Genomic DNA, 25,391 nt, shown 5'->3' with positions numbered 1-25,391 from the left:
CATCCACAGCCGGGCACCCACCGCAACCCGGCGTGACCAGCTCGAAAGGACAGCGATGTCGCCCACCACGTCGCCGACGACGACCCGCCCCGCCCCCGACCTCCGCTCCGAGATCGCCGAGCTCCTCGCCCGGCCCACCGCCGACGTCGTGATCATCGGCGGGGGCATCAACGGCCTCGCGACGTTCCGCGACCTCGCGCTCCAGGGCGTCGACGTCGTGCTCGTCGAGCGAGACGACTTCGTTTCGGGCGCGTCCTCCGCCTCGAGCCACATGATCCACGGCGGCATCCGCTACCTCGAGAACGGCGAGTTCCGCCTCGTGCAGGAGTCGGTGCAGGAGCGCAACGGGCTGCTGCGCACCGCGCCGCACTACGTCAAGCCGCTGCGCACGACCGTGCCGATCTTCTCGACCTTCTCGGGGATCCTCTCGGCGCCGCTGCGATTCCTGACGCACCGGCAGGGCCGGCCGACCGAGCGCGGCGCGGCGCTCATCAAGACCGGCCTGACGATCTACGACGCGTTCTCGCGTGACGGCGGCAGCGTGCCCCGCCATCGGTTCCTCGGCCGGAAGGCCTCGCTCGCCGAGCTGCCCGCCCTGAATCCCGCCCTGAAGTACACCGCGACCTACTACGACGCGAGCATGCACGACCCCGAGCGCCTCGCGCTCGACGTGCTGCACGACGGCCTCGCCGCCGGCTCCCACGCCCGGGCGGCGAACCACCTCGAGGCCGTCGGATTCGGCCCGCGCGGCGTTCGCGTGCGCGACGCGGTCACGGGTCGCGAGTTCGACCTCGCGGCCGACGTCGTCGTCAACACCTCGGGGCCGTGGACCGACCTGACCAATGCGCAGCTCGGTCGCGAGACGCGCTTCATGGGCGGGACCAAGGGGTCGCACATCGTGCTCGACCATCCGGAGCTGCTCGAGGCGACCGGCGGCCGCGAGATCTTCTTCGAGCACGAGGACGGACGCATCGTGCTCATCTACCCGCTCAAGGGCCGGGTCATGGTCGGCACCACCGACCTCGAGCACGACATGCGCGAGCCGGCCGTCTGCACCGAGGACGAGGTCGACTACTTCTTCGACCTCGTCGCGCACGTTTTCCCAGGCATCGCCGTCGACCGGTCGCAGATCGTCTACCGGTTCTCGGGCGTGCGACCGCTGCCGCGCCACGACGACACGCAGCCCGGCTTCGTCAGTCGCGACTACCGCATCGAGCGGGCGGACGTCGCCGAGCGGCCCGGTACGACCCTGCTGAGCCTCGTCGGCGGCAAGTGGACCACCTTCCGCGCCCTCGCCGAGCACCTCGCGGACGAGGTCCTGGGGCTCCTCGGCCGGGAGCGCGCGCGATCCACCGAAGGCCTGCCGATCGGCGGCGGCGCCGGGTATCCGACGACGGATGACGCGCGGCTCGTGTGGGTCGCCGGCCACGGCGACGGCGTCGGCCGCGAGCGGGCGGAGCAGCTCCTGGAGCGGTACGGCACTCGCGCGGCCGCGCTCATCGCGGAGGTCGAGGGCGGCCCCGAGACGCCGCTCGCCGACCACGACGCGTACAGCCGCGAGGAGATCGCCTGGATCACGCGCCACGAGCGCGTGGTGCACCTCGCCGACGTCGTGTTCCGGCGCACGAGCCTCGCCTTCACCGGCGGGCTCACCCCGCGACTGCTCGACGAGCTCGCCGACGTCGTCGGCGACGAGCTGGGGTGGGACGCGGCCGCGCGCCGGGCCGAGGTCGACGCCACCCGGCGCGTGCTCGCCGAGCGCCACGGCGTCGTGCTCGACGAGCCGGCCTCGCTGGTCGAGTAGCGCCCGGCGGAGCCGCCCGCGTATCGAGACCCCGCGCCGGGCGGTCTCGATCCGCTCCGGCCCCCGGTCGGTGCCACTCGACCAGCACCGTCGAATCTGCACAGACGTGCACGCCGGACCGCCCGATCCGGGCTGGTTCGGCGGGTACGTTTCATCCGGGCCGAGAGGCCCTGCCCCCCGACCGGGGCGCCGACGGCGGCGTTCCGGGTGATTGAAAGAAGGTCAACGTGGACAATCTCGGTGTCGTGTTCCTCTCGGAACTCGTCGGCACGGCCATGCTGCTGCTGCTCGGCTGCGGCGTGGTCGCCAACGTCGCCCTGGCGAAGACGAAGGGCTTCGCCGGCGGCTTCCTCATGGTCAACTTCGGCTGGGGCCTCGCGGTCTTCGCCGGTGTCATCGTCGCCTACGCCTCGGGCGCCCACCTCAATCCGGCGGTCACGCTCGGGCTCGTGGCCAACGGCGCGACCGAGTTCGGACAGGGTGTCCCGGTGAACGCGCTCTCGGTGGCCGCCTACATCGCCGCGCAGCTGATCGGCGCCTTCCTCGGCGCGGTGATCTGCTGGCTCGGCTACAAGCAGCACTTCGACGAGGAGCCCGAGCCCGCCAACAAGCTCGGCGTCTTCTCGACCGGTCCCGCCATCCGCTCGTACGGCTGGAACCTCGTGACCGAGATCATCGGCACGTTCGTGCTGGTGTTCGTCGTGATCGGCTTCGGCCGCAACGGCGACGCGTCGGGCCTGGCAGCCCTCGGCGCCCTTCCCGTCGCCCTCCTCGTGGTCGGCATCGGCGCCTCGCTCGGTGGCCCGACCGGGTACGCGATCAACCCGGCCCGCGACCTCGGGCCGCGCATCGCGCACGCGGTCCTTCCCATCAAGGGCAAGGGCTCGAGCGACTGGTCCTACTCGTGGGTGCCGGTCGTCGGGCCGATCATCGGCGGCGTGCTCGCCGGCCTCGCCGCGATCCCGCTCCTGCCGCTGCTCGGCTGACGCCGCGGCGTCCGATCGCTCCACCCACCCACCACCCCCTGAACACAACGGAGTCCTCAGATGGCTGACCACATCCTCGCGATCGACCAGGGCACGACCTCGTCGCGCGCGATCATCTTCGACAAGTCCGGCTCGATCGTCGCGACCGGGCAGCTCGAGCACGAGCAGATCTTCCCCAAGGCCGGCTGGGTCGAGCACGACCCGATGGAGATCTGGCGCAACACGCGCGAGGTCATCGGGCAGGCGCTCGGCAAGGCCGACCTCACCCGCCACGACATCGCCGCGGTCGGGATCACCAACCAGCGCGAGACCGCGGTGGTGTGGGACAAGAACACGGGCGAGCCGGTCTACAACGCGATCGTCTGGCAGGACACCCGCACGCAGCCCATCGTCGACCGGCTCGCGGCCGACGGCGGCGTCGAGCGCTTCAAGGCCAAGGTCGGCCTGCCGCTCGCGACGTACTTCTCGGGCACGAAGATCGTCTGGATCCTCGAGAACGTCGAGGGCGCGCGCGAGAAGGCCGAGGCCGGCGACCTCCTGTTCGGCACCACCGACACGTGGGTGCTGTGGAACCTCACCGGCGGGGTGGACGGCGGCGTGCACGCGACGGATGTCACGAATGCGAGCCGCACCCTGTTCATGGACCTCGAGACCCTGCAGTGGGACGACGAGATCCTCGGCGTCTTCGGCGTGCCGCGCTCCATGCTCCCCGAGATCAGGTCCTCCTCCGAGGTCTACGGCACGGTCGAGGAGTCGAGCCTGCTGCGCGAGACGCCGATCGCGGGCATACTCGGCGACCAGCAGGCGGCGACGTTCGGCCAGGCGGCCTTCGCGGCCGGCGAGGCGAAGAACACCTACGGCACGGGCAACTTCCTCATCTTCAACACGGGCGAGGAGATCGTCCACTCGAAGAACGGCCTGCTCACGACCGTCGGGTACAAGCTCGGCGACCAGCCCGTGCACTACGCGCTCGAGGGATCGATCGCGGTCACCGGGTCGCTCGTGCAGTGGCTGCGCGACAACCTCGGCCTCATCTCGTCGGCCGCCGAGGTCGAGGAGCTGGCGAAGACGGTGGACGACAACGGCGGCGCCTACTTCGTGCCGGCGTTCTCGGGCCTGTTCGCGCCGTATTGGCGGCCGGACGCGCGCGGCGCGCTCGTCGGCCTCACGCGCTACGTGAACAAGGGGCACATCGCGCGGGCCGCACTCGAGGCGATCGCGTTCCAGACGCGCGACGTCGTGGAGGCGGTCAACGCCGACGCGGGCATCGACCTGACCGAGCTGCGCGTCGACGGCGGCGCGACCGCCAACGACACCCTGCTGCAGTTCCAGGCCGACATCCTCGGCGTGCCGGTCGTGCGGCCGGTCGTCGCGGAGACCACCGCGCTCGGTGCCGCCTACGCGGCGGGCCTCGCGGTCGGGTTCTGGTCGGGCCTGGACGACCTCGCGAAGAACTGGCAGGAGGACCGTCGCTGGACTCCCTCGATGGACGAGAGCGAGCGCGGCCGCCTCGTGCGCAACTGGAAGAAGGCCGTCACGAAGACCCTCGACTGGGTCGACGACGACGTGCGCTGACCCCGGCGCGGGTCGAGGAGCGGGCGCAGCCCGTGTCTCGAGACCGGGTCGGTCCCACCGGCGAGGTCTCGAGACGCCGCTCAGCGGCTCCTCGACCCGCGGGGGCGTCTCCGCCTCCGGCAGGCGCTACTCGACCACCAGACGGTGCGCGAGCAGGTCGGGCAGCTCGGCGAGCGTTCGGATCTCGAGCACGCCCGCGGCCGCGGCCTCCGTCCCCTCGGTCCCGGTCGGCCGGACGCCCGGCCGGTTGAGCCACACGCCGACCAGCCCCGCTCGGGCCGCGCCGATCGCGTCGGTCCGAAGACGGTCGCCGACGTAGGCCGCACGCGAGACCGGCGCCCCGGCCGCGAACCGGTCGAGCGCGACCTCGAAGATGCGACGGTCGGGCTTCGTCACGCCCTCGGCGCCGGATGCCACGAGGTGCTCGATGCGACCCGGGTGGCCGACCTCGAGCCCGAGCCGGACGAGCTTGGCCAGCTGGAACTCCGGCTCGCCGTTCGTGATGATGCCGAAGCGCACGCCCGGCAGTGCCGCCTCGAGCGCGTCGAGCGCGGGCTCGACGTCATCGTGCAGGGACCACGAGTCGCGGTAGCGCTCGAAGTAGCGTGCGAACCAGTCGCCGGCTGCCTGGTCGTCGATCTCGTCGCCGTGGGCGAGCGCGAAGTCGGCGGCCCGGGCGCGACGCTGCCCCTCGAAGGTCAGCTCGCCCGCGAGGTAGGCGTGGTAGTGCCGCTCCTCGAGCTCGTGCCAGAGCGCCTGCCCGGCTGCGACGTCGTCCCCGTACTCCCGCTCGCGCAGGTGCAGCTCGATGCCCCTCGCGACCGCCTCGCGGTGCGCCATCAGCGTGTCGTCGAGGTCGAACAGCACCACCGGTCGCGCGCCGCCCGCGCCGCGGGCGACCGGCGAGGGCGGGCCCGCGCTCACCGCCGCCGCAGGAAGCCGACGCGGTCGTAGACCGTCGCCAGCGTGCGCTCGGCGCGCTCGGACGCCTTGTCGGCCCCGATCGCGAGCAGCCGGTCGAGTTCGCCCGGGTCCTCCATGAGCTCGAGCGTGCGCTCGCGCATCGGCGAGATGCGCTCGACCACGACCTCGGCCAGGTCCTTCTTCAGGTCGCCGTAGCCGCGACCCTCGTAGTCGGCCTCGAGCTCGGCGATCGACCGGCCGGTGATCGTCGCGTAGATGTCGAGCAGGTTCGCGATCCCGGGCTTCGACTGCGGGTCGTAGCGGACCTCGCGCTCGGTGTCGGTGACCGCGCTCCTGATGCGCTTGGCGATGACCTTGGGATCGTCCATGAGGTTGATGAGACCGTTGGGGCTCGCCGCCGACTTCGACATCTTGGCGGTCGGTTCCTGCAGGTCGTAGATCCGCGCCGACTCCTTCGGGATCATCGCCTCGGGCACGACGAACGTGTCGCCGTAGCGCGAGTTGAAGCGGCCCGCGAGGTCGCGGGTGAGTTCGAGGTGCTGGCGCTGGTCGTCGCCGACCGGCACGAGATGGGTGCCGTACAGGAGGATGTCGGCCGCCATCAGCACGGGGTAGGTGAAGAGCCCGACGGTCGTGGCGTCCGCGCCGTACCGCGCGGACTTGTCCTTGAACTGCGTCATCCGGCTCGCCTCGCCGAAGCCCGTGAGGGTGCCGAGCACCCACGCGAGCTCGGTGTGCGCGGCCACGTGCGACTGCACGAACAGCGTCGAGCGGCCCGGGTCGACGCCCGCGGCCAGGTACTGCGCCGCGGTCCGGCGCGTGGCGTCGCGCAGGACCGCCGGGTCCTGCTGGACGGTGATCGCGTGCAGGTCGACGACGCAGTAGATGGGGTCGTGGTCCTCCTGCAGGGCGACCCAGTTCACGAGCGCGCCGAGGTAGTTGCCGAGGTGGAGGGAGTCGCCCGACGGCTGCATGCCGGAGAAGACGACGGGACGTGCGGTGTTCATGGGTTCAGGAGTCCTCTGGGGTCGGAATGGCGTAGTCGACGACGACGGGAGCGTGGTCGGACCATCGCTCGTCGTAGGCGTCGGCCCGGTCGACCGAGTACGCCTGCACCAGCCCGGCGAGCGCCGGGGTCGCGAGCTGGTAGTCGATGCGCCAGCCGCTGTCGTTGTCGAACGCCTTGCCGCGCCACGACCACCACGTGTAGGGGCCCGGAACCTCGCCGGCCACGCGGCGGCCGACGTCGACCCAGCCGAGGCCCGCGCCCGCGTTGTACCGCTCGTCGCCTTCGGCACCGAGGAACCGGTCGAAGTAGGCGCGCTCCTCGGGAAGGAAGCCCGCGCGCTTGACGTTGCCCTTCCAGTTCTTGATGTCGAGCGTGCGGTGGCCGACGTTCAGGTCGCCGACGACGACGGCCAGCTCGTGCCCGGCGAGCTGCGTCATCCGCTCGGTCATCGCATCGAGGAACCGGTACTTCTCGACCTGCTTGGGGGAGTCGGCCACGCCCGACGGCACGTAGCAGCTCACCACCGTCACGATGCGACCGCCGACCTCGTAGTCGGCCTCGAGCCAGCGGCCCGCGGTGTCGTGGTCGGTCTCGCCGAGCTCGACCCGATGGATGTGGGCGTCGGCGCGGCTCGCGATCGCGACTCCCGCGCGGCCCTTGGCGCTCGCCGGGTCGTGGAGGAGGTTCCACTCGTCGCCGAGCAGCGCCGCGAGGTCGTCGGTCGAGGCGCGCACCTCCTGCAGCGCGAGGATGTCGACGTCGCGAGCGGCGAGCCACTGGACCATGCCGCGCCGGAACGCCGCCCGGACCCCGTTCACGTTGGCAGTGGCGACGCGGAGCAGGGAGGCGGGGGGCATGCCTTCGATCCTAGGCGAGCCCCCCGACGTCGCGGGGCCGCCGTCGGCGCCGCCGGCGCTGCGCCCGCGCCTCGGCCGACGCGAGGTCGAGCGCGCGCTCCGCATCGGCGACCGCGAGCTCGGCGTCGGCCAGGTCGAGCTCGGCGCGCGTGAGCCGGCGGCGCCCCCGGAGCCACCCGAACCAGCCGGCCTCCTCCATCGCGTCGCGGACGGCGCGCACCTCGCGGCGCCGCTCCGCCGCGTCCGCCCGCCGCTGGGCGAGCAGCGCCTCGGCCGCCCGCTGGTCGGCGGTCACGGGCCGGAGGGTGTCGTTCGCGTCGGCCGTCTCGATCGCGATCCATGCGGCGGCGACGAGGATCACGATGCTCGCGATGCGGAACCACAGCAGGAGCCCGATGAAGACCGTGAACGTGGCCAGGAGCGGGTTGTTCGTCGTGGCCGTCACGAGCACGCCGCCCAGCACGTGCAGCACGCTCAGCGCCGCCGATCCGAGCAGCGAGCCGATCCACATCCGCCGCCACGGCACCGCCGCACCCGAGAGGAACCGGAACAGCACGGCCAGGGCGACGGTGTCGATGACGAACACCACGGCGAGCGAGCCGAACCGCAGCCCGCCGGCCATCACGGGCGAGGCCGCCTCGTCGGTGAGCCCGAGCACGTCGAGGAACGCGTCGAGCAGCGTGGTCGCGACGATGGAGAGCAGGGCGGCCACGACCAGCGCGAGCCCGAACCCGAGCGACGCGAGGAAGTCCCGCGTCTTCAGCAGGACGTACGGCCGGTCGTCGCGCGGCAGGCCGAACGTGCTCCGGACGGCGAGCCGGGTGTAGGTGATCCAGCTGATCGCGGTCCATACCAGGCCGGCGAGCGCGACCGCGCCCGTGAGGCCGAACAGGCTCGTGCTCGCCTCGGTCACCTCCACGAGGTCGGCGGTCGTGATGAGCCCCTCCGGTCCGATCAGGCCGGGCGCGTAGGTGTTGATCAGCGTGACGAGTGCGTTCAGGGTGTCGGGGCTCGACACGAGCCAGAGCCCGGCGATCGCGAACGCCACGTAGATCGCGGCGAAGGTCGCGAACAGCGCCTGGTAGCTCATGCCCGCCGACAGCAGGAAGCCGTTCCGCTGCAGGAAGTGCCGCCAGACCCGCACGGGGAAGAACTCCATCGTGCGGCGCGTGAGGTCGGTCACGCGCGCGATCGGCTCGTCGAGCCGCAGCCGCAGGTCGCGGCCGTTCGCCGCCGGCTCGCCACGCCCCGCGGCCGCCGAGGCGTGCGCGTCGGCGTCCCGTCCTTCCGGCACGCGTCGTCCCACGCGATCACCCTAGCCAGTGCGCGCCGCCGGACACGACGACGGGGCCGGCGTCCACGACGCCGACCCCGTCCGCAGCGGGCTGCGCCCTAGGGCTTGCCGCGCATGATGGCCTGCTTGACCTCGGCGATCGCCTTGGTCACCTCGATGCCGCGGGGGCACGCGTCGGTGCAGTTGAAGGTCGTGCGGCAGCGCCACACGCCCTCCTTGTCGTTCAGGATGTCGAGGCGCACCTTGGCCTCGTCGTCGCGCGAGTCGAAGATGAACCGGTGGGCGTTCACGATCGCGGCCGGGCCGAAGTACTGCCCGTCGGTCCAGAACACCGGGCACGACGACGTGCACGCGGCGCACAGGATGCACTTGGTCGTGTCGTCGAATCGCGCGCGCTCGGCCACGTTCTGGATGCGCTCCTTGCCGGGCTCCGGCGTGGTGCGGGCCTGCAGGAACGGCTGCACCTCGCGGTAGCTCGCGAAGAACGGCTCCATGTCGACGACGAGGTCCTTCTCGAGCGGCAGGCCCTTGATGGCCTCGACGTAGATCGGCTTCGAGATGTCGAGGTCCTTGATCAGCGTCTTGCACGCGAGGCGGTTGCGCCCGTTGATGCGCATCGCGTCGGAGCCGCAGATGCCGTGCGCGCACGACCGGCGGAAGGTCAGCGAGCCGTCCTGCTCCCACTTGATCTTGTGGAGCGCGTCGAGCACGCGGTCGGTCGCGTACATCTCGACGTCGAAGTCCTGCCAGCGCGGCTCGGCGTCGACCTCGGGGTCGAACCGGCGGATCAGCAGCGTGACCGTGAACGACTGCGCGGCGGCATCCGTGCCGGTCGACGACTTCTCGAGCGTGGCGGTCGTCACGTCAGTACTTCCTCTCCATGGGCTGGTATCGGGTGATCGTCACCGGCTTCCAGTCGAGCCGGATGTGATCGGTGACGACCGACGAGTGGGCGTCGCCCGACAGGTAGGCCATCGTGTGCTGCATGAACTTCTCGTCGTCGCGGTCCGGGAAGTCGTCGCGCATGTGCCCGCCGCGGCTCTCCTCGCGGTTCGCGGCCGACGCGACGACGACCTCGGCGAGGTCGAGCAGGAAGCCGAGCTCGACGGCCTCGAGCAGGTCGGTGTTGAACCGCCTGCCCTTGTCTTGCACGGCGATGTTGCGGTACCGCTCGCGGAGCGCGGCGATGACGGATGCCACGTGCGCGAGCGACTCGGCGGTGCGGAACACCTGCGCGCCCTTGTCCATCTCGTCCTGGAGCTCCTTGCGGATCGCGGCGATCCGCTCCGTGCCGTCGGACTCGCGCAGCATCTCGAGCATGCGGCGCACGTCGCCGGCCGGGTCGGCCGGAAGGGGCGTGAAGTCGACGCCCGAGTTGACGTACTCGACGGCGTTGCGGCCCGCGCGCTTGCCGAAGACGTTGATGTCGAGCAGCGAGTTGGTGCCCAGGCGGTTCGAGCCGTGCACCGACACGCACGCGCACTCGCCGGCCGCGTAGAGGCCCGGCACGACGGTGGTGTTGTCGCGGAGCACCTCGGCGTTCACGTTCGTCGGGATGCCGCCCATCGCGTAGTGCGCGGTCGGCATCACCGGGACGGGCTCGTAGACCGGGTCGACGCCGAGGTAGGTGCGGGCGAACTCGGTGATGTCGGGCAGCTTGGTCTCGAGGACCTCGGCGCCGAGGTGCGTGCAGTCGAGCAGCACGTAGTCCTTGTTCGGCCCGGCGCCGCGTCCCTCGGCGACCTCCTGGACCATGCACCGGGCGACGATGTCGCGAGGGGCGAGGTCCTTGATCGTCGGGGCGTAGCGCTCCATGAACCGTTCGCCCGAGGCGTTGCGGAGGATCGCGCCCTCGCCGCGGGCGCCCTCGGTGAGGAGGATGCCGAGCCCGGCGAGCCCGGTGGGGTGGAACTGGAAGAACTCCATGTCCTCCAGCGGGAGGCCCTTGCGCCAGATGATGCCGACCCCGTCGCCCGTGAGCGTGTGGGCGTTCGACGTCGTCTTGTAGATCTTGCCGAACCCGCCGGTCGCGAAGATCACGGCCTTGGCCTGGAACACGTGCAGCTCGCCCGTCGCGAGCTCGTACGCCACGACCCCGGACGGCTGCGGCACGCCGTCGACGTCGGTCATGACGAGGTCGAGCGCGTAGAACTCGTTGTAGAACTCGATGCCGAGCTTGACGCAGTTCTGGAACAGCGTCTGGAGGATCATGTGGCCCGTGCGGTCGGCCGCGTAGCACGAGCGACGGACGGGCGCCTTGCCGTGGTCGCGGGTGTGGCCGCCGAACCGGCGCTGGTCGATCTTGCCGTCGGGCGTGCGGTTGAAGGGCAGGCCCATGTTCTCGAGGTCGATGACCGCGTCGATGGCCTCCTTCGCGAGGATCTCGGCCGCGTCCTGGTCGACCAGGTAGTCACCGCCCTTGACGGTGTCGAACGTGTGCCACTCCCAGCTGTCCTCCTCGACGTTCGCGAGCGCGGCGGCCATGCCGCCCTGCGCCGCGCCGGTGTGCGAGCGCGTCGGGTAGAGCTTCGAGATGACGGCGGTGCGCGCGCCGGGGCCGGCCTCGATCGCGGCGCGCATGCCGGCGCCGCCGGCGCCCACGATGACGATGTCGAACTGGTGGTGGTGCACGCCGTCGACGACCGTCGACTCGGCGCTGGCGTTCTGGGGGTTCACGTGACTCCTATGCGGCGGGGCAGAACGAGGGGAGCAGGTCGGCGGGGGATCCGGCGGGGCACGGGTCGAACGTGAACACGACGAGGGTCCCGAGCACGATGAGCACGGCGGCGGATGCCACCAGCGCGAGCTTCAGGAGCTTCTGCACGGGCCCCGGGGCGGTGTAGTCGTTCACGAGGGTCCGCATGCCGTTGGCGCCGTGGATGAGCGCGAGCCAGAGCATCAGGACGTCCCACCACTGCCAGAAGGGCGAGGCCCACTTGCCGGCGACGAAGCCGAAGTCGATCGCCTTGACGCCCTCGCCGACCATGAGGTTGGCGATCAGGTGGCCGAAGATCAGCACGAGGAGGATCACGCCGGAGGCGCGCATGTAGATCCAGCCCCACTTCTCGACGTTCACGCCGCGCCGGGGCGCGGGACGGGCGGGGGTGCGCGGGGATTCGATGACGGTCATCTCGGCGCTCCTAGTGGCTGAAGACGTTGATCAGGTGCCGCGGGGTGAAGGCGAGCATGGTCAGCACCCACAGGCCGATGACGACGTAGAAGAGGACCCTCTGGTTGCGCGTGGCCCAGGACCAGAAGTCGACCAGGATGACGCGCAGTCCGTTGAAGGCGTGGAAGACGATCGCGCCGACCAGGGCGACCTCGCCGAGGCCCATGATCGGAGTCTGGTAGGCGGCGATCACCGCGTTGTACGCCTCGGGGCTGATCCGCACGAGGGACGTGTCGAGGATGTGCACGAGGAGGAAGAAGAAGATCGCGACCCCCGTGATGCGGTGCAGCACCCACGACCACATTCCCTCGCGGCCGCGGTAGAGCGTGCCGCCCGGCTTCTCGGTCGCCGGCTTCTCGGGTGCGGTCGGGGTCCGTGTCGTCGTTGTTGACATGGACAACCCTCCTGGCGGTGTGCGTCGCCCGACTGTGGGCGTGACGGGACCGATGGCCCGGGTCGAGTCTAATCCCGCCGGACGGGTGCTCCGGTCGCCGCCGTGTCCAGCCGACGCCCCGCCGCTATCCTGAGCGGATGCGACAGGCACCCCTCGACCGCTTCTACAGCGTCATCCCCGCGGGCGGGGTCGGCTCCCGGCTCTGGCCGCTCTCGCGCGCCGACGCCCCCAAGTTCCTGCACGACCTCACCGGCTCCGGCCAGACGCTGCTGCGCGACACCTGGGATCGGCTCGCCCCGATCTCGGGCGAGCAGCGCATCATGGTGGTCACGGGCCGTGCGCATCGCGCCGCGGTCGAGGCGCAGCTGCCCGAGCTGGTCGACGAGAACATCGTGCTCGAGAGCGAGCCGCGCGACTCGACCGCCGCGATCGGACTCGCCGCCGCGATCCTCGAGCGGCGCGAGCCGGGCGTCATCATCGGGTCGTTCGCGGCCGACCACGTCATCTCGGGCGCGGCGCTCTTCCGCGAGGCGGTGACGGCCGCCGTCGCGGTGGCCGACGCCGGTTACATCGCGACGATCGGCATCACGCCCACCGAGCCCGCCGTCGGCTTCGGCTACATCGAGTGCGGCGAGCCTCTGGAGCTGGGCGGCCACCAGCACGTGTCGGCCGTCTCGAGCTTCGTCGAGAAGCCCGACCTGGAGACCGCGAAGCGCTACCTCTCCGGCGGGCGCCACCTCTGGAACGCCGGCATGTTCATCGCTCGCGCCGACCTCCTCCTCGCCGAGATCGCGCGATCGAAGCCCGAGTTGCACGCTGGACTCGTCGAGCTCGCCGAGGCGTGGGACGACCCGGCGACGCGCGGCCCCGCGGTCGACCGCATCTGGCCGACGCTCGAGAAGATCGCGATCGACTACTCGGTCGCCGAGCCGGCCGCCGCGGCCGGCCGGATGGCGGTCATCCGCGGCCACTTCCAGTGGGACGACGTGGGCGACTTCGCCTCACTGGCCAAGCTCAACACGGCGGGGCGCTCGGGCGAGCTCGCGATCCTCGGCGAGCACGCGCGCGTTCTGGCCGACGCGTCGAGCGGCATCGTCGTGAGCCGCACCGACCGGGTGATCAGCCTCATCGGCGTCCGCGATATCGTCGTGGTGGACACGCCCGACGCGCTCCTCGTCACCACGAGCGAGCATGCGCAGCGGGTGAAGGCGGTCGTCGACGCGATGCGGCTCGGCGGCTCGAACGACGTGCTGTAGGCACGGGAAGGCGGTCGACGGATGCGCGTGCGCAGGTCCCTCTGGTTCGGAGCCGCCCTCGTCGCGGCATCCGTCGCCCTCGCGGGCTGCGCGCCCGCGCCCGAGTCGGACGACGGCGAGGCCGCCGCCGACGGCTGCGTCCGGATGGTGACGAACTCGGGCGGACTCGAGGACCGCTCGTTCAACCAGTCGAGCTGGGAGGGCCTGCAGCAGGCCGAGGAGGAGCACGGCGTCGAGGCCGAGGCGCTCGTGTCCACGAGCGAGACCGACCTCGCGCCGAACGTGCAGCAGGCCGTCGACTCCGGCTGCGGGCTCGTCGTGACCGTCGGGTACGAGCTCGCCGACGCGACGCTCGACCAGGCCGGCCGCAATCCCGACATCGCCTTCGCCATCGTCGACGAGTCGGTCGAGGCCGACAACGTCAAGCCGGTCGTGTTCGACACGGCGCAGGCGTCGTTCCTCGCCGGATACCTGGCGGCCGGCGTCACGAAGACGGGCGTGGTGGCCACGTTCGGCGGTGGCAACCAGCCTCCCGTGACGCTCTTCATGGACGGATTCGTCGACGGCGTCGCGCGCTACAACGAGGTGCACGGCACCGACGTGCGCGCGCTCGGCTGGAACAAGGACGCGCAGGACGGCTCGTTCACCGGGGACTTCGAGGACATCAACAAGGGCAAGGTGCTCACCGAGGGCTTCATCGACCAGGGTGCCGACGTGATCCTCCCCGTCGCGGGCCAGGTCGGCGAGGGCGCCGCGGCCGCGGCGGTCGAGCGCGAGGGCGTCTCGGTCATCTGGGTCGACAGCGACGGGTACGAGACGCTCCCCGCCGAGTTCCGCCCGGTCCTCCTCACGAGCGTGCTCAAGAACACGCAGCAGGCCATGGTCGAGATCGTGGGCGACGTGCAGGCCGGCGAGTTCGGCAACGAGCCGTACGTCGGCACCCTCGAGAACGGCGGCGTCGACCTCGCGCCGTTCCACGACCTCGAGTCGCTCGTCCCGCCCGAGCTGCAGGGCGAGCTCGAGGGGATCCGGCAGGCGATCATCGCGGGCGAGCTCGTGGTGGAGTCGCCCTCCACGCCCTGAGCGGATGCCGCGACCCCCGCTCGGGGGTGAGTCCACGCTGCTCATATGAGCAGAAGGTCGCGGCTTCATAACCATTGCCCGTGGTCCGCCGGGGGACCCGTCGCGCCCGGCGCAACTTTGGGTAACGTGACCTCACGGTCCCCGAGACCCGTTCGGGGTGCGTCTTTTGGAGGACACAGTGACGTTCACGTTCAAGAAGGCCGCGGTCAGCGGCCTGGCGACGCTCGGCGCGGTCGCGCTGCTCGCCGGTTGCGCTTCGGCACCCGAGGAGTCGGAGGAGGCCGGTGGCGGCGAGGAGCTCGACTACCTGCCCTGCATGGTCTCCGACGCGGGCGGCTTCGACGACAAGTCGTTCAACCAGCTCGGGCTCGAGGGCATGCAGCGCGCGGCCGAGGAGCTCGGGACCGAGTACATCGAGGTCGAGTCCGCCGCCGAGACCGACTACCCCTCGAACCTGCAGAACCTCGTCGACCAGGGCTGCAACACGATCGTGACCGTCGGCTTCCTGCTCGCGCCGGCCGCCCTCGAGTCCGCGACCGCCAACCCCGACCTCGAGTACGTCTCGATCGACGACACCGTCGACCAGGACTTCGACGGCACGACCGACGCCGAGAACATCAAGCCGGTCATCTTCGACACCGCCCAGGCCGCGTTCCTCGCGGGCTACCTCTCGGCCGGCATGTCCGAGACCGGCGCCGTCGGCACCTTCGGCGGCATCAACATCCCGACCGTGTCGATCTTCATGGACGGCTTCGCCCAGGGCGTCGAGTACCACAACGAGCAGAAGGGCACCGACGTCCAGGTCATCGGCTGGGACCGCGCCGCGCAGGACGGCTCCTTCACCGGCGGCTTCGAGGCGAACGACACCGCCCGCCAGGTCGCGCAGGGACTCATCGACCAGAACGTCGACGTGCTCCTTCCCGTCGGCGGCCCGATCTACCAGAGCGCCGCGGCCGCCATCCGCGACGCCGGTCGTGACATCGCCCTGATCGGCGTCGACGCCGACGTGTTCGAGACCGACCCGTCGGTCGGCGACCTCCTCCTCACCTCGATCCGCAAGGGCATCGACGTGGGCGTCTACGAGGCGCTCGTCGCCGCGGGCAACGGCGAGTTCTCGGCCGAGCCGTTCATCGGCACGCTCGAGAACGAGGGCGTCGGACTCGCGCCGTTCCACGACTTCGAGGACGCCGTCTCCGACGAGCTCAAGACCGAGCTCGAGGACCTGCAGGAGCAGATCATCGCCGGCGACATCGTCGTCGAGTCGTACCTGTCCGCGCAGGAATAGGGACACCGCACGGAGGGGGGTCGGCGCTGCCGGCCTCCCTCCGTCGTTTCCACGCGGATGCGCGACATCCGCAACATCTGAGCGGCCCCGGCCGCGCATCCGCGCACTTCGGCGCACGACCGCGGCGAATCGCGGTCCGAGAACCTAGGATCGGTGGCATGAAACTCGAACTCCGAGGAATCACGAAGAAGTTCGGTTCCCTGGTGGCGAACGACCACATCGACCTCACCGTCGAGGCGGGGGAGATCCACTGCCTGCTCGGAGAGAACGGCGCCGGCAAGTCCACGCTGATGAACGTGCTGTACGGCCTGTACCAGGCCGACGAGGGCGAGATCCTGCTCGACGGCGAGGTCCGGCAGTTCGCCGGTCCCGGCGACGCCATGCGCGCCGGCATCGGCATGGTGCACCAGCACTTCATGCTCATCCCCGTGTTCACGGTCGCCGAGAACGTCATGCTCGGCCACGAGCAGACGAAGGCGGCGGGCGTCCTCGACCTCCAGGCGGCTCGCGCCAAGGTGCGCGAGATCAGCGAGCGCTTCGGCTTCGACGTCGACCCCGACGCCCTCGTCGACGACCTGCCGGTCGGCGTGCAGCAGCGCGTCGAGATCATCAAGGCGCTGTCGCGCGACGCGCGCGTGCTCGTCTTCGACGAGCCGACCGCCGTGCTCACGCCGCAGGAGACCGACGAGCTCATGGGCATCATGCGCCAGCTCAAGGAGTCCGGCGCCTCGATCGTCTTCATCACCCACAAGCTCCGCGAGGTCCGCGAGGTCGCGGACCGCATCACGGTCATCCGGCTCGGCAAGGTCGTCGGCGAGGCGTCGCCCGTGGCATCCAACGCCGAGCTCGCCTCGCTCATGGTGGGTCGCTCCGTCGAGCTCACCGTCCAGAAGGAGGAACCGCAGCTCGGCGACGAGGCGCTCACGGTCGAGCACCTGAGCGTGGTCGACCCGATCGGCCAGCTCGTGGTCAACGACGTGAGCTTCAGCGTGCGCCGCGGCGAGGTGCTCGCCGTCGCCGGCGTCCAGGGCAACGGCCAGACCGAGCTCACCGAGGCGCTCGTCGGCCTCCAGCCGCGCGTGCAGGGCACCATCCGGCTCGACGGCGACGACATCACGAAGCACCCCGTCCGCCGCATCCTCGACGCGGGCGTCGGATTCGTCCCCGAGGACCGCAAGGAGGACGGCCTCGTCGGCGAGTTCACCGTGGCCGAGAACCTCATGCTCGATCGCGCCGAGGGGGCGCCGTTCGTCAAGGGCGGCAACGTGCAGCGCGGCTTCCTGGCCGAGTTCGCCCGGCAGAAGGTCGAGGAGTTCGACATCCGCACGCCGGCCATCGACACCCTGGCCGGCCGGCTCTCCGGCGGAAACCAGCAGAAGGTCGTGCTCGCCCGCGAGCTGAGCCGCGACCTTCGCCTCCTGGTCGCCGCGCAGCCGACCCGAGGGGTCGACGTCGGCTCCATCGAGTTCATCCACAAGCGGATCATCGAGACGCGCGACTCCGGCGTGCCGGTCGTCGTGGTCTCCACCGAGCTCGACGAGGTCACCGCGCTCGCCGATCGGATCATGGTCATGTACCGGGGCCGCGTCGTGGGCATCGTCCCGGGCGACACGCCCCGCGACGTGCTCGGCCTGATGATGGCCGGAGAGGCGCCGCCCTCCGCGCCCGCCCCGAACCCCGAAGGAGCCGTCGCATGAGCAACGCCCACGACCCCGACGTGGCCCTCGAGACGGGCACGAAGGTCCCGCCCGGCGAGCCCGTGCGCGAACCCGAGCCCGACGTCGAGCCGACCTCGCGCTGGCACGAGGCGTTCCAGCGCGTCACGACCGGCAACGCGATCATCTCCGTCCTCGCGGTCCTCCTGGCGCTCATCGTCGGCGCGATCATGATCGCGTTCACCGACGAGCGCGTGCAGGCGGCGTCCGGGTACTTCTTCGCTCGGCCGACCGACACCTTCGTCGCGATCTGGGATGCGGTGGGCGGCGCGTACGCGGCGTTCTTCCAGGGCTCCATCTACAACTTCCGGCGCGACGACTTCATCGCGGGTATCCGCCCGCTCACCGAGACGCTGAAGTTCTCGGCTCCGCTCATCGCCGCCGGCCTCGGCGTGGGCCTCGCCTTCCGCGTCGGCATGTTCAACATCGGCGGCCGCGGGCAGATGCTCCTCGCCGCGGCGGGCGCGGGCTGGGTCGCGTTCTCCTTCGACCTCCCGTGGGGCCTCCACATGGCGGTCGCGGTCATCGTCGGCATCCTCGCCGGAGCCCTCTGGGCCGGGATCGCGGGCCTGCTGAAGGCGCGCACCGGCGCGCACGAGGTCATCGTGACGATCATGCTCAACTACGTCGCGCTCTACCTCGTGTCGTGGATGCTGCGCACGCCCGGTCTCCTCCAGGCCCCGGGGTCGAACAACCCGAAGACGCCGCCCATGAAGGAGACGGCGATCTTCCCCGACCTGCTCCCCGGGCCGCAGCTGAACCTGCACTTCGGATTCCTGCTGTCGATCGCGGCCGTGTTCCTCGTCTGGTGGATCCTCGACCGCTCGAGCCTCGGCTTCAAGTTCCGCGCGGTCGGCCTCAATCCGAACGCCGCGCGCGTGGCGGGCATCAACGTCAGGTCGATGTACGTCTACGCGATGCTGATCTCCGGCGCGCTCATCGGCCTCGCCGGAGTCCACCAGGTCCTCGGCACGGTCACCACGGGCTTCTCGTCCGGCATCGACGCGGGCATCGGCTTCGACGCGATCACCGTCGCGCTGCTCGGCCGATCGACGCCGTTCGGCATCCTCGCGGCCGGGTTGCTCTTCGGCGCGTTCAAGGCCGGCGGCTTCGCGATGCAGGCCGCCGAGGGCGTCCCGATCGACATCGTGCTCGTCGTGCAGTCCCTGATCGTCCTCTTCATCGCGGCGCCGCCGCTCGTGCGGGCGATCTTCCGACTGCCGCAGCCCGGCGCCAAGCCGAAGCCCAAGCGAACGCGGACCCCCAAGGAGGAGGTGGCGGCGAAGTGACCGCTCCCACGCAGCACCACGCCACGACGTCCGCACCCGGACTCGACACGACCGTCGTCGTGAGCTGGAAGGCGCCCATCGCCTTCGCCGCCGTGACGGTCCTGCTCGCCATCCTGTTCATCGCGGCGCCGCACTCGGGCGACGCCACGTTCCGCCTCTCGACGGGCACCGACGTCATCCAGCTGCCCGAGCTGGTGCTCAACGGCATCGTCTTCACGTGGATCAGCGTCGCGGTGCTCGCGGCGATCACGATCGCCGCGGCCGCGCTCGTGCGAGCCCGCCGACGCGTGCCGCTGTGGCTGCTCGTGGTCTTCGCCGTGATCGCGCTCATGGCGTTCCTCACGTGGGCCGCCGCGGGCGCGCGCACCCCGATCATCCCCATGCCGGGCCTCCTGGCGGGTGCGCTGAGCCTGTCGGTGCCGCTCATCTTCGGCGCCCTCTGCGGCGTCATCTCCGAGCGCGTCGGCGTCATCAACATCGCCATCGAGGGCCAGCTGCTCGCGGGCGCCTTCACCTCGGCCGTCGTGGCGTCGGTGATCGGCCAGCAGTTCCTCGGACCGCTCGTCGGCCTCGCGGCCGCCGCCGTGGCGGGCGTGCTCGTCTCGTTCGTCCTCGCGGCGTTCGCGATCAAGTACTTCGTCGACCAGGTCATCGTCGGCGTCGTCCTGAACGTGCTCGTCATCGGACTCACGAGCTTCCTGTTCTCCCAGGTCCTCGCGCCGAACGCGAGCCTCCTGAACTCGCCGCCGCGCCTCGAGCGCCTGCCGATCCCGATCCTCAGCGAGATCCCCCTCATCGGCCCGATGTTCTTCCGCCAGACGATCATCGTCTACGTGATGTACGCCATCGTCGCGCTGGTGTACTTCGGGCTGTTCCACACCAAGTGGGGCCTCCGGGTCCGCTCGGTGGGCGAGCACCCGCAGGCGGCCGACACGGTCGGCATCAACGTCCCCCGCACGCGGTTCTGGAACGTCTCGCTCGCGGGCGCGATCGCCGGACTCGGCGGCGCGTTCTTCACGCTCGGCGCGGTGGGCGCGTTCAACAAGGAGATGACCGCGGGCGCGGGCTTCATCGCCCTCGCGGCCGTCATCTTCGGGCAGTGGGACCCGATCAAGGCCACGCTCGCGGCGCTCCTGTTCGGCTTCGCGTCGAACCTGCAGAACACGCTGTCGGTCATGGGCTCGCCCGTGCCGAGCGAGTTCATGCTCATGCTGCCCTACGTGGTGACGATCCTCGCCGTGGCCGGCTTCGTCGGCAAGGTGCGCGGTCCCGCCGCGGCCGGCAAGCCGTACATCAAGTCCTGACGACGGGAGCACCATGACCGCCCAGCACGCGATCGACTGGGACCACCTCCGCGAGATCGCCCGCGAGGCGATGGCGAAGGCCTACGTCCCCTACTCCCAGTTCCCCGTCGGGGCGGCGGCCGTCGCCGACGACGGCCGGGTCGTGAGCGGATGCAACGTCGAGAACGCCTCGTACGGCGTCACCCTGTGCGCCGAGTGCTCGCTCGTCTCGGCGCTCGTGATGTCGGGCGGCGGCAAGCTCACGGCCTTCACGTGCGTGGACGGGCACGGCAACGTGCTCATGCCGTGCGGCCGCTGCCGCCAGCTGCTCTACGAGCACTCGGCCGAGGGGATGTTGCTCGAGACCGTCTCGGGCGTGAAGACCATCGACCAGGTGCTGCCCGACGCGTTCGGACCCCGCCAGCTCGCCGAGTTCCGAGGAGAGACCGAATGACCGCAGTCGAGGCCTTCGACGCCGTCGACCTGATCCGCACCAAGCGCGACCGCGGCGAGCTCTCGACCGCGCAGATCGACTGGCTCGTCGACGCCTACACGCGCGGCTACGTGGCCGACGAGCAGATGTCGGCGATGACGATGGCGATCTTCCTCAACGGCATGACCCGCCGCGAGATCCGCGACCTGACGATGGCGATGATCGCCTCGGGCGAGCGGATGGACTTCTCGGGCCTCGGCAAGCCGACCTCCGACAAGCACTCCACGGGCGGCGTCGGCGACAAGATCACGCTGCCGCTCATGCCCCTCGTGGCGACCTTCGGCGTCGCCGTCCCGCAGCTCTCCGGCCGGGGCCTCGGGCACACCGGCGGCACGCTCGACAAGCTCGAGTCCATCCCGGGGTGGCGCGCCGACCTCTCGAACGACGAGATGTTCGCGCAGCTCCGCGACGTGGGCGGGGTCATCTGCGCCGCGGGCGCGGGCCTCGCCCCGGCCGACAAGAAGCTCTACGCGCTCCGCGACATCACCGGCACCGTCGAGGCGATCCCGCTCATCGCGTCGTCGATCATGTCGAAGAAGATCGCCGAGGGCACCGGCGCGCTCGTGCTCGACGTGAAGTTCGGCTCGGGCGCCTTCCTCCAGGACATCGAGCGCTCGCGCGAGCTCGCGCGCACCATGGTCGAGCTCGGCGAGGACGCGGGCGTCGCGACGAGCGCACTCCTGACGAACATGAACGTGCCGCTCGGCCTGACGATCGGCAACGCGAACGAGGTGCGCGAGTCCGTCGAGGTGCTCGCCGGGGGCGGACCGGCCGACGTCCGCGAGCTCACCGTCGCGCTCGCGCGAGAGATGCTCGCACTGGCGGGGCGTCCCGACGCGGACGTCGAGGCGGCGCTCGACGACGGCCGCGCCATGGACACGTGGCGCGCGGCGATCCGCGCGCAGGGGGGCGACCCCGACGCCGACCTCCCGGTCGCGAGGGAGCAGCACGTGGTCACCGCCGACCGCGACGGCGTGCTCGTGCGGCAGGAGGCGCTCCCGTTCGGCATCGCCGCGTGGCGCCTCGGCGCGGGCCGCGCCCGCAAGGAGGATCCGGTGCAGCACGCCGCGGGCATCGACCTGCACGCCAAGCCCGGCGACTCGGTCCGACGCGGTGAGCCGCTCTTCACGCTCCACGCGGACGAGCCCGCACGGTTCGCCCGCGCGCTGGAGGCGGTCGAGGGCGCCTGGTCCATCGGCGACCCGGGCGACGCGGTGCAGGACGGCGGTCCCCTCATCGCCGATCGCGTCGGGCGCTGACGCTTGCGGAAATCCCTCGCGTCCTCGGCGGCTTCCGCCGGTATCGTGATGGGGTGGATACGCATGCGACCGACTACCGGCTCGAGGGGGACGGCACCGACATCCGGTCGCTGCCCAAGATCTCGTTGCACGATCACCTCGACGGCGGGCTGCGGCCGCAGACGCTGATCGAGCTCGCCGACGAGATCGGGCTCGAACTCCCCGCCGCCGATGCGGACTCGCTCGCGACGTGGTTCTCCGACCAGTCGAACTCCGGTTCGCTCGTCGAGTACCTCACGACCTTCGACCTCACCACGGCCGTCATGCAGACGAGCGACGGCCTCGCCCGCGTCGCGCGCGAATTCGTGCACGACCTCGTCGCCGACGGGGTGATCTACGGCGAGGTGCGCTGGGCGCCCGAGCAGCACCTGACGCGAGGGCTCACGCTCGACGAGGCCGTCGAGGCCGTGCAGGCCGGCCTCGACGAGGGCGTGGAGGACGCGCGACGCCAGGGCAGCCGCATCCGGGTGGGCCAGCTCGTGACCGCCATGCGCCACGCCGATCGCGGTCTCGAGATCGCCGAGCTCGCCGTGCGCCACCGCGACCACGGCGTCGTGGGCTTCGACATCGCCGGCGCCGAGGCCGGATTCCCGCCGAGCCGCCATCGCACCGCGTTCGACTTCCTCGCAGGCCGGTTCATGCCCGTCACGGTGCACGCGGGCGAGGCCGACGGTCTCGAGTCCATCCGCAGCGCGCTGTTCGACGGGCGTGCGCTGCGGCTCGGCCACGGCGTCCGCCTGGCCGAGGACCTCACGATCGAGCGCCAGGACGACGAGAACACCTACGTCTCCCTCGGGCCGGTCGCGCAGTGGGTGCGCGACCGCGAGATCGCGCTCGAGACCAGCCCGTCGTCGAACCTGCAGACGGGCGCGATCGCGGCGTGGGGCGACGAGCTCGTCGACCACCCCTTCGACCTGCTCTACCAGCTCGGGTTCCGCGTCACGGTGAACACCGACAACCGGCTGCAGTCGGGCACGTCGCTGACCCGCGAGCTCGCGCTCCTCTCCGACGCGTTCGGCTACGACGTCGACGACTTCGAGATCTTCCAGCTCAACGCCGCCGCCGCCGCCTTCCTCCCGCTCGACGAGCGGGAGGACCTCGCCGAGCAGATCCAGGACGGCTTCGACGAGGCCTGACCCGGCACGCTGCCACCGGCACCGCACCACCCCGAACGGACCCCGATGACCCTTCCGCCGCTTCCCGACTCCGCGATCGTCCTTCGCGACGACGCGACCGAGTGGCGCGCCGCCGTGCGCGCGGCCGGCCGCGCGCTCACCCGGTCCGGGGCCACGCGCGAGGCGTACACCGACCGGATGATCGGCGTGCTCGAGGAGTTCGGCGCCTATGTGGTGATCGCGCCGGGACTCGCGCTCGCGCACGCCCGACCCGGACCCGACGTGGTCCGCAACGGCCTCGCGGTGGTGACCCTCGCCGAGCCCGTTCCCTTCGGGCACCCCCACAACGATCCGGTGCGCGTGGTCGTCGGACTCGCCGTCACGGGGGCCGACGAGCACGTCGCGAGCGTCGCCGGACTCGCGAACGTGTTCAACGAGCGGTCCGCCATCGAGCGGCTCGCGTCGGCGGCGACGATCGCCGATGTGCGCGACGTCCTCGACGGCGCGGACCGGACCGCCCCGTCCAGCGAGGCGACGGGAGACCCCGCATGAGGATCGTGGCGGTGTGCGGGCTCGGCGTCGGCACCTCGGCGATCCTCAAGGCCAACGCCGAGCGCGCCCTCGACCGCCTCGGGTTGACCGCGGACGTCGATGCGAGCGACCTCGCGGGCATCGCGTCGGCCGCCGCCGACGCGCAGGTCGTCCTCACCTCGACCGAGCTCGCCGCGCGCGTGCGCGAGGCCCTCGGTCGCACCTGGGCCGAGATCATCGAGGTCGAGAACTACTTCGACGTCGACGAGATCGGCCGCAAGCTCGACGCGTCGCTCGGCTGAGCGGCCGGCCGGCAGGGCGTCAGGCGACGAGCCCGCGCATCCCCGCCTCGACGCGGCGCACCACGTCGGATGCCGCGGCACGCCGCTCGGCGACCGGACCCTCGGTGGCGGCGGCGTCGATGTAGACCTTGAGCTTCGGCTCGGTGCCGCTCGGCCGCACCATGACGCGGGCGCCGCCGTCGAGGCGGATGCGGAGCACGTCCGACGGCGGAAGCCCGTCGAGTCCGAGCGCGAGGTCGTCGACGGCGCTCACCCGGATGCCGCCGACCTCGGCCGGCGGCTGGGCCCGCAGCCGCGCCATGACCTCGGCGATGCGCGACAGGTCGGTCACGCGGATCGACACCTGCGCCGACGCGAAGGAGCCGAAGCGCGCCACGAAGTCGTCCAGGTGGTCGGCGACCGTGCGGCCCTCGGCGGCGAGCCCGGCGGCGAGCGAGAGGAACGCGACCGCCGCCGAGATGCCGTCCTTGTCGCGCACGGTCTCGGGGTTCACGAGGTAGCCGAGCGCCTCCTCGAAGCCGAAGACCAGCCCGGGAGCCCGGGAGATCCACTTGAACCCGGTGAGGGTCGCCCGGAAGTCGAGCCCGTGCGCACGCGCGACGGCGTCGAGTCCGGGGGAGGAGACGATCGAGCACGCCAGCGTGCCGCCCGCGCCGGACGCCGCGACCTGCTCGGCGACCTGCCACCCGAGCAGCAGGCCGACCTCGTTGCCGCTGAGGCGGCGCCATCCGTCGGGCTCGGCCGGGTCGGGGATCGCGATCGCGAGGCGGTCGGCGTCGGGGTCGTTGGCCACGACCAGGTCGGCGCCGGACTCGCGCGCCGCCTCGAACGAGAGGTCCATGGCGCCCGGCTCCTCGGGGTTCGGGAACGCCACCGTCGGGAAGCGGCCGTCGGGCTCGATCTGCTCGCCGACGAGGGTCGGGGCCTCGAAGCCCGCCGTCTCGAGGACGCGGCGGAGCGTCTGCCAGCCGACCCCGTGCATGGCGGTGTAGACGACGCGCGGCTGCGCCCGCGGAACGGCGGCCACGGCCGCGGTGGCCCGCACGTAGGCGTCGACGACCGACTCCGGGGCGATCTCGACCCCGCCCCGGGGCAGCTCGGGCACGCGCGCCGTCTCGGCGACCCGAAGGATGTGCGCGGCGATCTCGGCGTCGGCCGGGGCGACGATCTGCGTGCCCTCGTCGTCGCCGCCGAGGTACACCTTCATGCCGTTGTCGTTCGGCGGGTTGTGCGACGCCGTCACCATGACGCCCGCCGACGTGGTGAGGTGCCGCACCGCGAACGCGAGCACGGGCGTGGGCAGCATCCGGGGGAGCAGGATGGCGCGGACGCCCGCGCCGGCCATGATCTCGGCGACGTCGTTCGCGAACACCTCGGAGTTGCGACGACCGTCGTAGCCCACGACGACCGAGGCGGCCGCGGCATCCGTCGCCCGTTCGAGCAGGTAGGCGGCGAGCCCCGCGGCGCCCTGCGACACGAGGACGCGGTTCATGCGGTTCGGACCGGCCGCGATCTCGCCGCGCAGCCCGGCCGTGCCGAAGGCGAGCCGCGTGTCGAACCGGTCGGCGAGGTCGGCGGACGCCGCGGCGTCGCCCTCGCGGACGGCGGCGAGGATCGCGGCGAGCTCGTCGCGCGTCTCGGGGTCGGGGTCCTGGGCGATCCACGCCTCGGCGAGCGCGATGCGCTCGTCGTCGGTGAGCTGCGGCATCCGGTGCCTTCTCTCTCGAGT

Annotated in this window: 23 protein-coding genes; 14 read left to right on the top strand and 9 right to left on the bottom strand. The window is 71.4% G+C overall.

Annotation, left to right across the window (positions count from 1 at the left end; all coding sequences use genetic code 11):
* Positions 1 to 55 precede the first annotated feature (55 nt).
* The 3 genes from WBQ80_RS05490 (at position 56) to glpK (ending at position 4,365) form a co-directional block, all read left to right on the top strand.
* Complete coding sequence (locus WBQ80_RS05490) at positions 56 to 1,804, top strand: glycerol-3-phosphate dehydrogenase/oxidase (RefSeq protein WP_337282483.1); 1,749 nt, start codon at positions 56 to 58, stop codon at positions 1,802 to 1,804.
* Between the two features lie 275 nt (positions 1,805 to 2,079).
* Entirely contained in the window at positions 2,080 to 2,790 is a 711-nt protein-coding gene (locus WBQ80_RS05485) for an MIP/aquaporin family protein (RefSeq protein ID WP_442893185.1), read from the top strand.
* Between the two features lie 60 nt (positions 2,791 to 2,850).
* Complete coding sequence (glpK, locus tag WBQ80_RS05480; RefSeq protein WP_337282481.1) at positions 2,851 to 4,365, top strand: glycerol kinase GlpK; 1,515 nt, start codon at positions 2,851 to 2,853, stop codon at positions 4,363 to 4,365.
* Between the two features lie 126 nt (positions 4,366 to 4,491).
* Here glpK and WBQ80_RS05475 read toward each other — a convergent pair whose 3' ends face one another.
* The 8 genes from WBQ80_RS05475 to sdhC all read right to left on the bottom strand — a co-directional run bounded on the left by WBQ80_RS05475 (position 4,492) and on the right by sdhC (position 12,012).
* Complete coding sequence (locus WBQ80_RS05475) at positions 4,492 to 5,289, bottom strand: HAD family hydrolase (RefSeq protein WP_336573156.1); 798 nt, start codon at positions 5,287 to 5,289, stop codon at positions 4,492 to 4,494.
* Positions 5,286 to 6,296, bottom strand: a complete 1,011-nt coding sequence (gene trpS, locus WBQ80_RS05470) for a tryptophan--tRNA ligase (protein WP_336573157.1) — start codon at positions 6,294 to 6,296, stop codon at positions 5,286 to 5,288. The genes WBQ80_RS05475 and trpS overlap by 4 nt, the downstream gene beginning before the upstream one ends.
* A gap of 4 nt (positions 6,297 to 6,300) precedes the next feature.
* Positions 6,301 to 7,155 carry an exodeoxyribonuclease III gene (locus WBQ80_RS05465; protein WP_336573158.1) on the bottom strand — a complete coding sequence of 285 codons (855 nt, stop codon included), beginning with the start codon at positions 7,153 to 7,155 and terminating at the stop codon, positions 6,301 to 6,303.
* A 10-nt stretch (positions 7,156 to 7,165) separates the two neighbouring features.
* Positions 7,166 to 8,461 (bottom strand): YihY/virulence factor BrkB family protein, encoded by a 1,296-nt coding sequence (locus WBQ80_RS05460; protein WP_336573160.1) that lies wholly within the window; start codon positions 8,459 to 8,461, stop codon positions 7,166 to 7,168.
* Positions 8,462 to 8,547: 86 nt separating this feature from the next.
* Positions 8,548 to 9,312 carry a succinate dehydrogenase iron-sulfur subunit gene (locus WBQ80_RS05455; protein ID WP_336573161.1) on the bottom strand — a complete coding sequence of 255 codons (765 nt, stop codon included), beginning with the start codon at positions 9,310 to 9,312 and terminating at the stop codon, positions 8,548 to 8,550.
* A gap of 1 nt (position 9,313) precedes the next feature.
* On the bottom strand, positions 9,314 to 11,125 hold the full coding sequence (gene sdhA / locus WBQ80_RS05450) for a succinate dehydrogenase flavoprotein subunit (protein WP_336573162.1): 1,812 nt from the start codon (positions 11,123 to 11,125) through the stop codon (positions 9,314 to 9,316).
* Between the two features lie 7 nt (positions 11,126 to 11,132).
* Complete coding sequence (locus WBQ80_RS05445) at positions 11,133 to 11,579, bottom strand: succinate dehydrogenase hydrophobic membrane anchor subunit (protein WP_336573163.1); 447 nt, start codon at positions 11,577 to 11,579, stop codon at positions 11,133 to 11,135.
* A 10-nt stretch (positions 11,580 to 11,589) separates the two neighbouring features.
* Positions 11,590 to 12,012: a succinate dehydrogenase, cytochrome b556 subunit gene (sdhC, locus tag WBQ80_RS05440; protein ID WP_336573164.1), complete on the bottom strand. Its 423-nt coding sequence runs from the start codon at positions 12,010 to 12,012 to the stop codon at positions 11,590 to 11,592.
* Between the two features lie 137 nt (positions 12,013 to 12,149).
* Between sdhC and WBQ80_RS05435 the strand changes: the two genes are divergently transcribed.
* The 11 genes from WBQ80_RS05435 to WBQ80_RS05385 all read left to right on the top strand — a co-directional run bounded on the left by WBQ80_RS05435 (position 12,150) and on the right by WBQ80_RS05385 (position 23,662).
* On the top strand, positions 12,150 to 13,268 hold the full coding sequence (locus WBQ80_RS05435) for a mannose-1-phosphate guanylyltransferase (RefSeq protein ID WP_336573166.1): 1,119 nt from the start codon (positions 12,150 to 12,152) through the stop codon (positions 13,266 to 13,268).
* Between the two features lie 21 nt (positions 13,269 to 13,289).
* A complete protein-coding gene (locus WBQ80_RS05430; RefSeq protein WP_336573168.1) occupies positions 13,290 to 14,351 on the top strand; it encodes a BMP family lipoprotein in 1,062 nt (353 codons plus the stop codon).
* A 178-nt stretch (positions 14,352 to 14,529) separates the two neighbouring features.
* A complete protein-coding gene (locus WBQ80_RS05425) occupies positions 14,530 to 15,636 on the top strand; it encodes a BMP family lipoprotein (RefSeq protein WP_336573170.1) in 1,107 nt (368 codons plus the stop codon).
* Between the two features lie 158 nt (positions 15,637 to 15,794).
* On the top strand, positions 15,795 to 17,333 hold the full coding sequence (locus WBQ80_RS05420) for an ABC transporter ATP-binding protein (protein WP_336573171.1): 1,539 nt from the start codon (positions 15,795 to 15,797) through the stop codon (positions 17,331 to 17,333).
* Complete coding sequence (locus WBQ80_RS05415; RefSeq protein ID WP_336573172.1) at positions 17,330 to 18,640, top strand: ABC transporter permease; 1,311 nt, start codon at positions 17,330 to 17,332, stop codon at positions 18,638 to 18,640. Before WBQ80_RS05420 ends, WBQ80_RS05415 begins: the two co-directional genes overlap by 4 nt.
* Positions 18,637 to 19,944 carry an ABC transporter permease gene (locus tag WBQ80_RS05410; protein ID WP_442892726.1) on the top strand — a complete coding sequence of 436 codons (1,308 nt, stop codon included), beginning with the start codon at positions 18,637 to 18,639 and terminating at the stop codon, positions 19,942 to 19,944. The genes WBQ80_RS05415 and WBQ80_RS05410 overlap by 4 nt, the downstream gene beginning before the upstream one ends.
* 13 nt (positions 19,945 to 19,957) lie before the next feature.
* Positions 19,958 to 20,377 carry a cytidine deaminase gene (locus tag WBQ80_RS05405; RefSeq protein WP_336573173.1) on the top strand — a complete coding sequence of 140 codons (420 nt, stop codon included), beginning with the start codon at positions 19,958 to 19,960 and terminating at the stop codon, positions 20,375 to 20,377.
* Entirely contained in the window at positions 20,374 to 21,675 is a 1,302-nt protein-coding gene (locus WBQ80_RS05400) for a thymidine phosphorylase (RefSeq protein WP_336573175.1), read from the top strand. Before WBQ80_RS05405 ends, WBQ80_RS05400 begins: the two co-directional genes overlap by 4 nt.
* Before the next feature lie 53 nt (positions 21,676 to 21,728).
* Positions 21,729 to 22,850 carry an adenosine deaminase gene (locus WBQ80_RS05395; RefSeq protein WP_336573176.1) on the top strand — a complete coding sequence of 374 codons (1,122 nt, stop codon included), beginning with the start codon at positions 21,729 to 21,731 and terminating at the stop codon, positions 22,848 to 22,850.
* Between the two features lie 45 nt (positions 22,851 to 22,895).
* A complete protein-coding gene (locus tag WBQ80_RS05390) occupies positions 22,896 to 23,381 on the top strand; it encodes a PTS sugar transporter subunit IIA (protein WP_336573177.1) in 486 nt (161 codons plus the stop codon).
* The gene (locus WBQ80_RS05385) at positions 23,378 to 23,662 is read left to right on the top strand and encodes a PTS sugar transporter subunit IIB (RefSeq protein ID WP_336573178.1); all 285 of its coding nucleotides are present in this window, start codon (positions 23,378 to 23,380) and stop codon (positions 23,660 to 23,662) included. The genes WBQ80_RS05390 and WBQ80_RS05385 overlap by 4 nt, the downstream gene beginning before the upstream one ends.
* 19 nt (positions 23,663 to 23,681) lie before the next feature.
* Here WBQ80_RS05385 and WBQ80_RS05380 read toward each other — a convergent pair whose 3' ends face one another.
* Positions 23,682 to 25,370, bottom strand: coding sequence for a phospho-sugar mutase (locus tag WBQ80_RS05380; RefSeq protein ID WP_336573179.1), 1,689 nt, complete (start codon positions 25,368 to 25,370; stop codon positions 23,682 to 23,684).
* Positions 25,371 to 25,391 lie beyond the last annotated feature (21 nt).

Origin of the sequence: Agromyces sp. CCNWLW213 (genome assembly GCF_037199545.1) — a bacterium.
Classification (GTDB): Bacteria; Actinomycetota; Actinomycetes; order Actinomycetales; family Microbacteriaceae; genus Agromyces.
The sequence above is the reverse complement of the archived record's forward strand: the minus strand, read 5'-3'. Positions and strand labels throughout refer to the sequence as shown.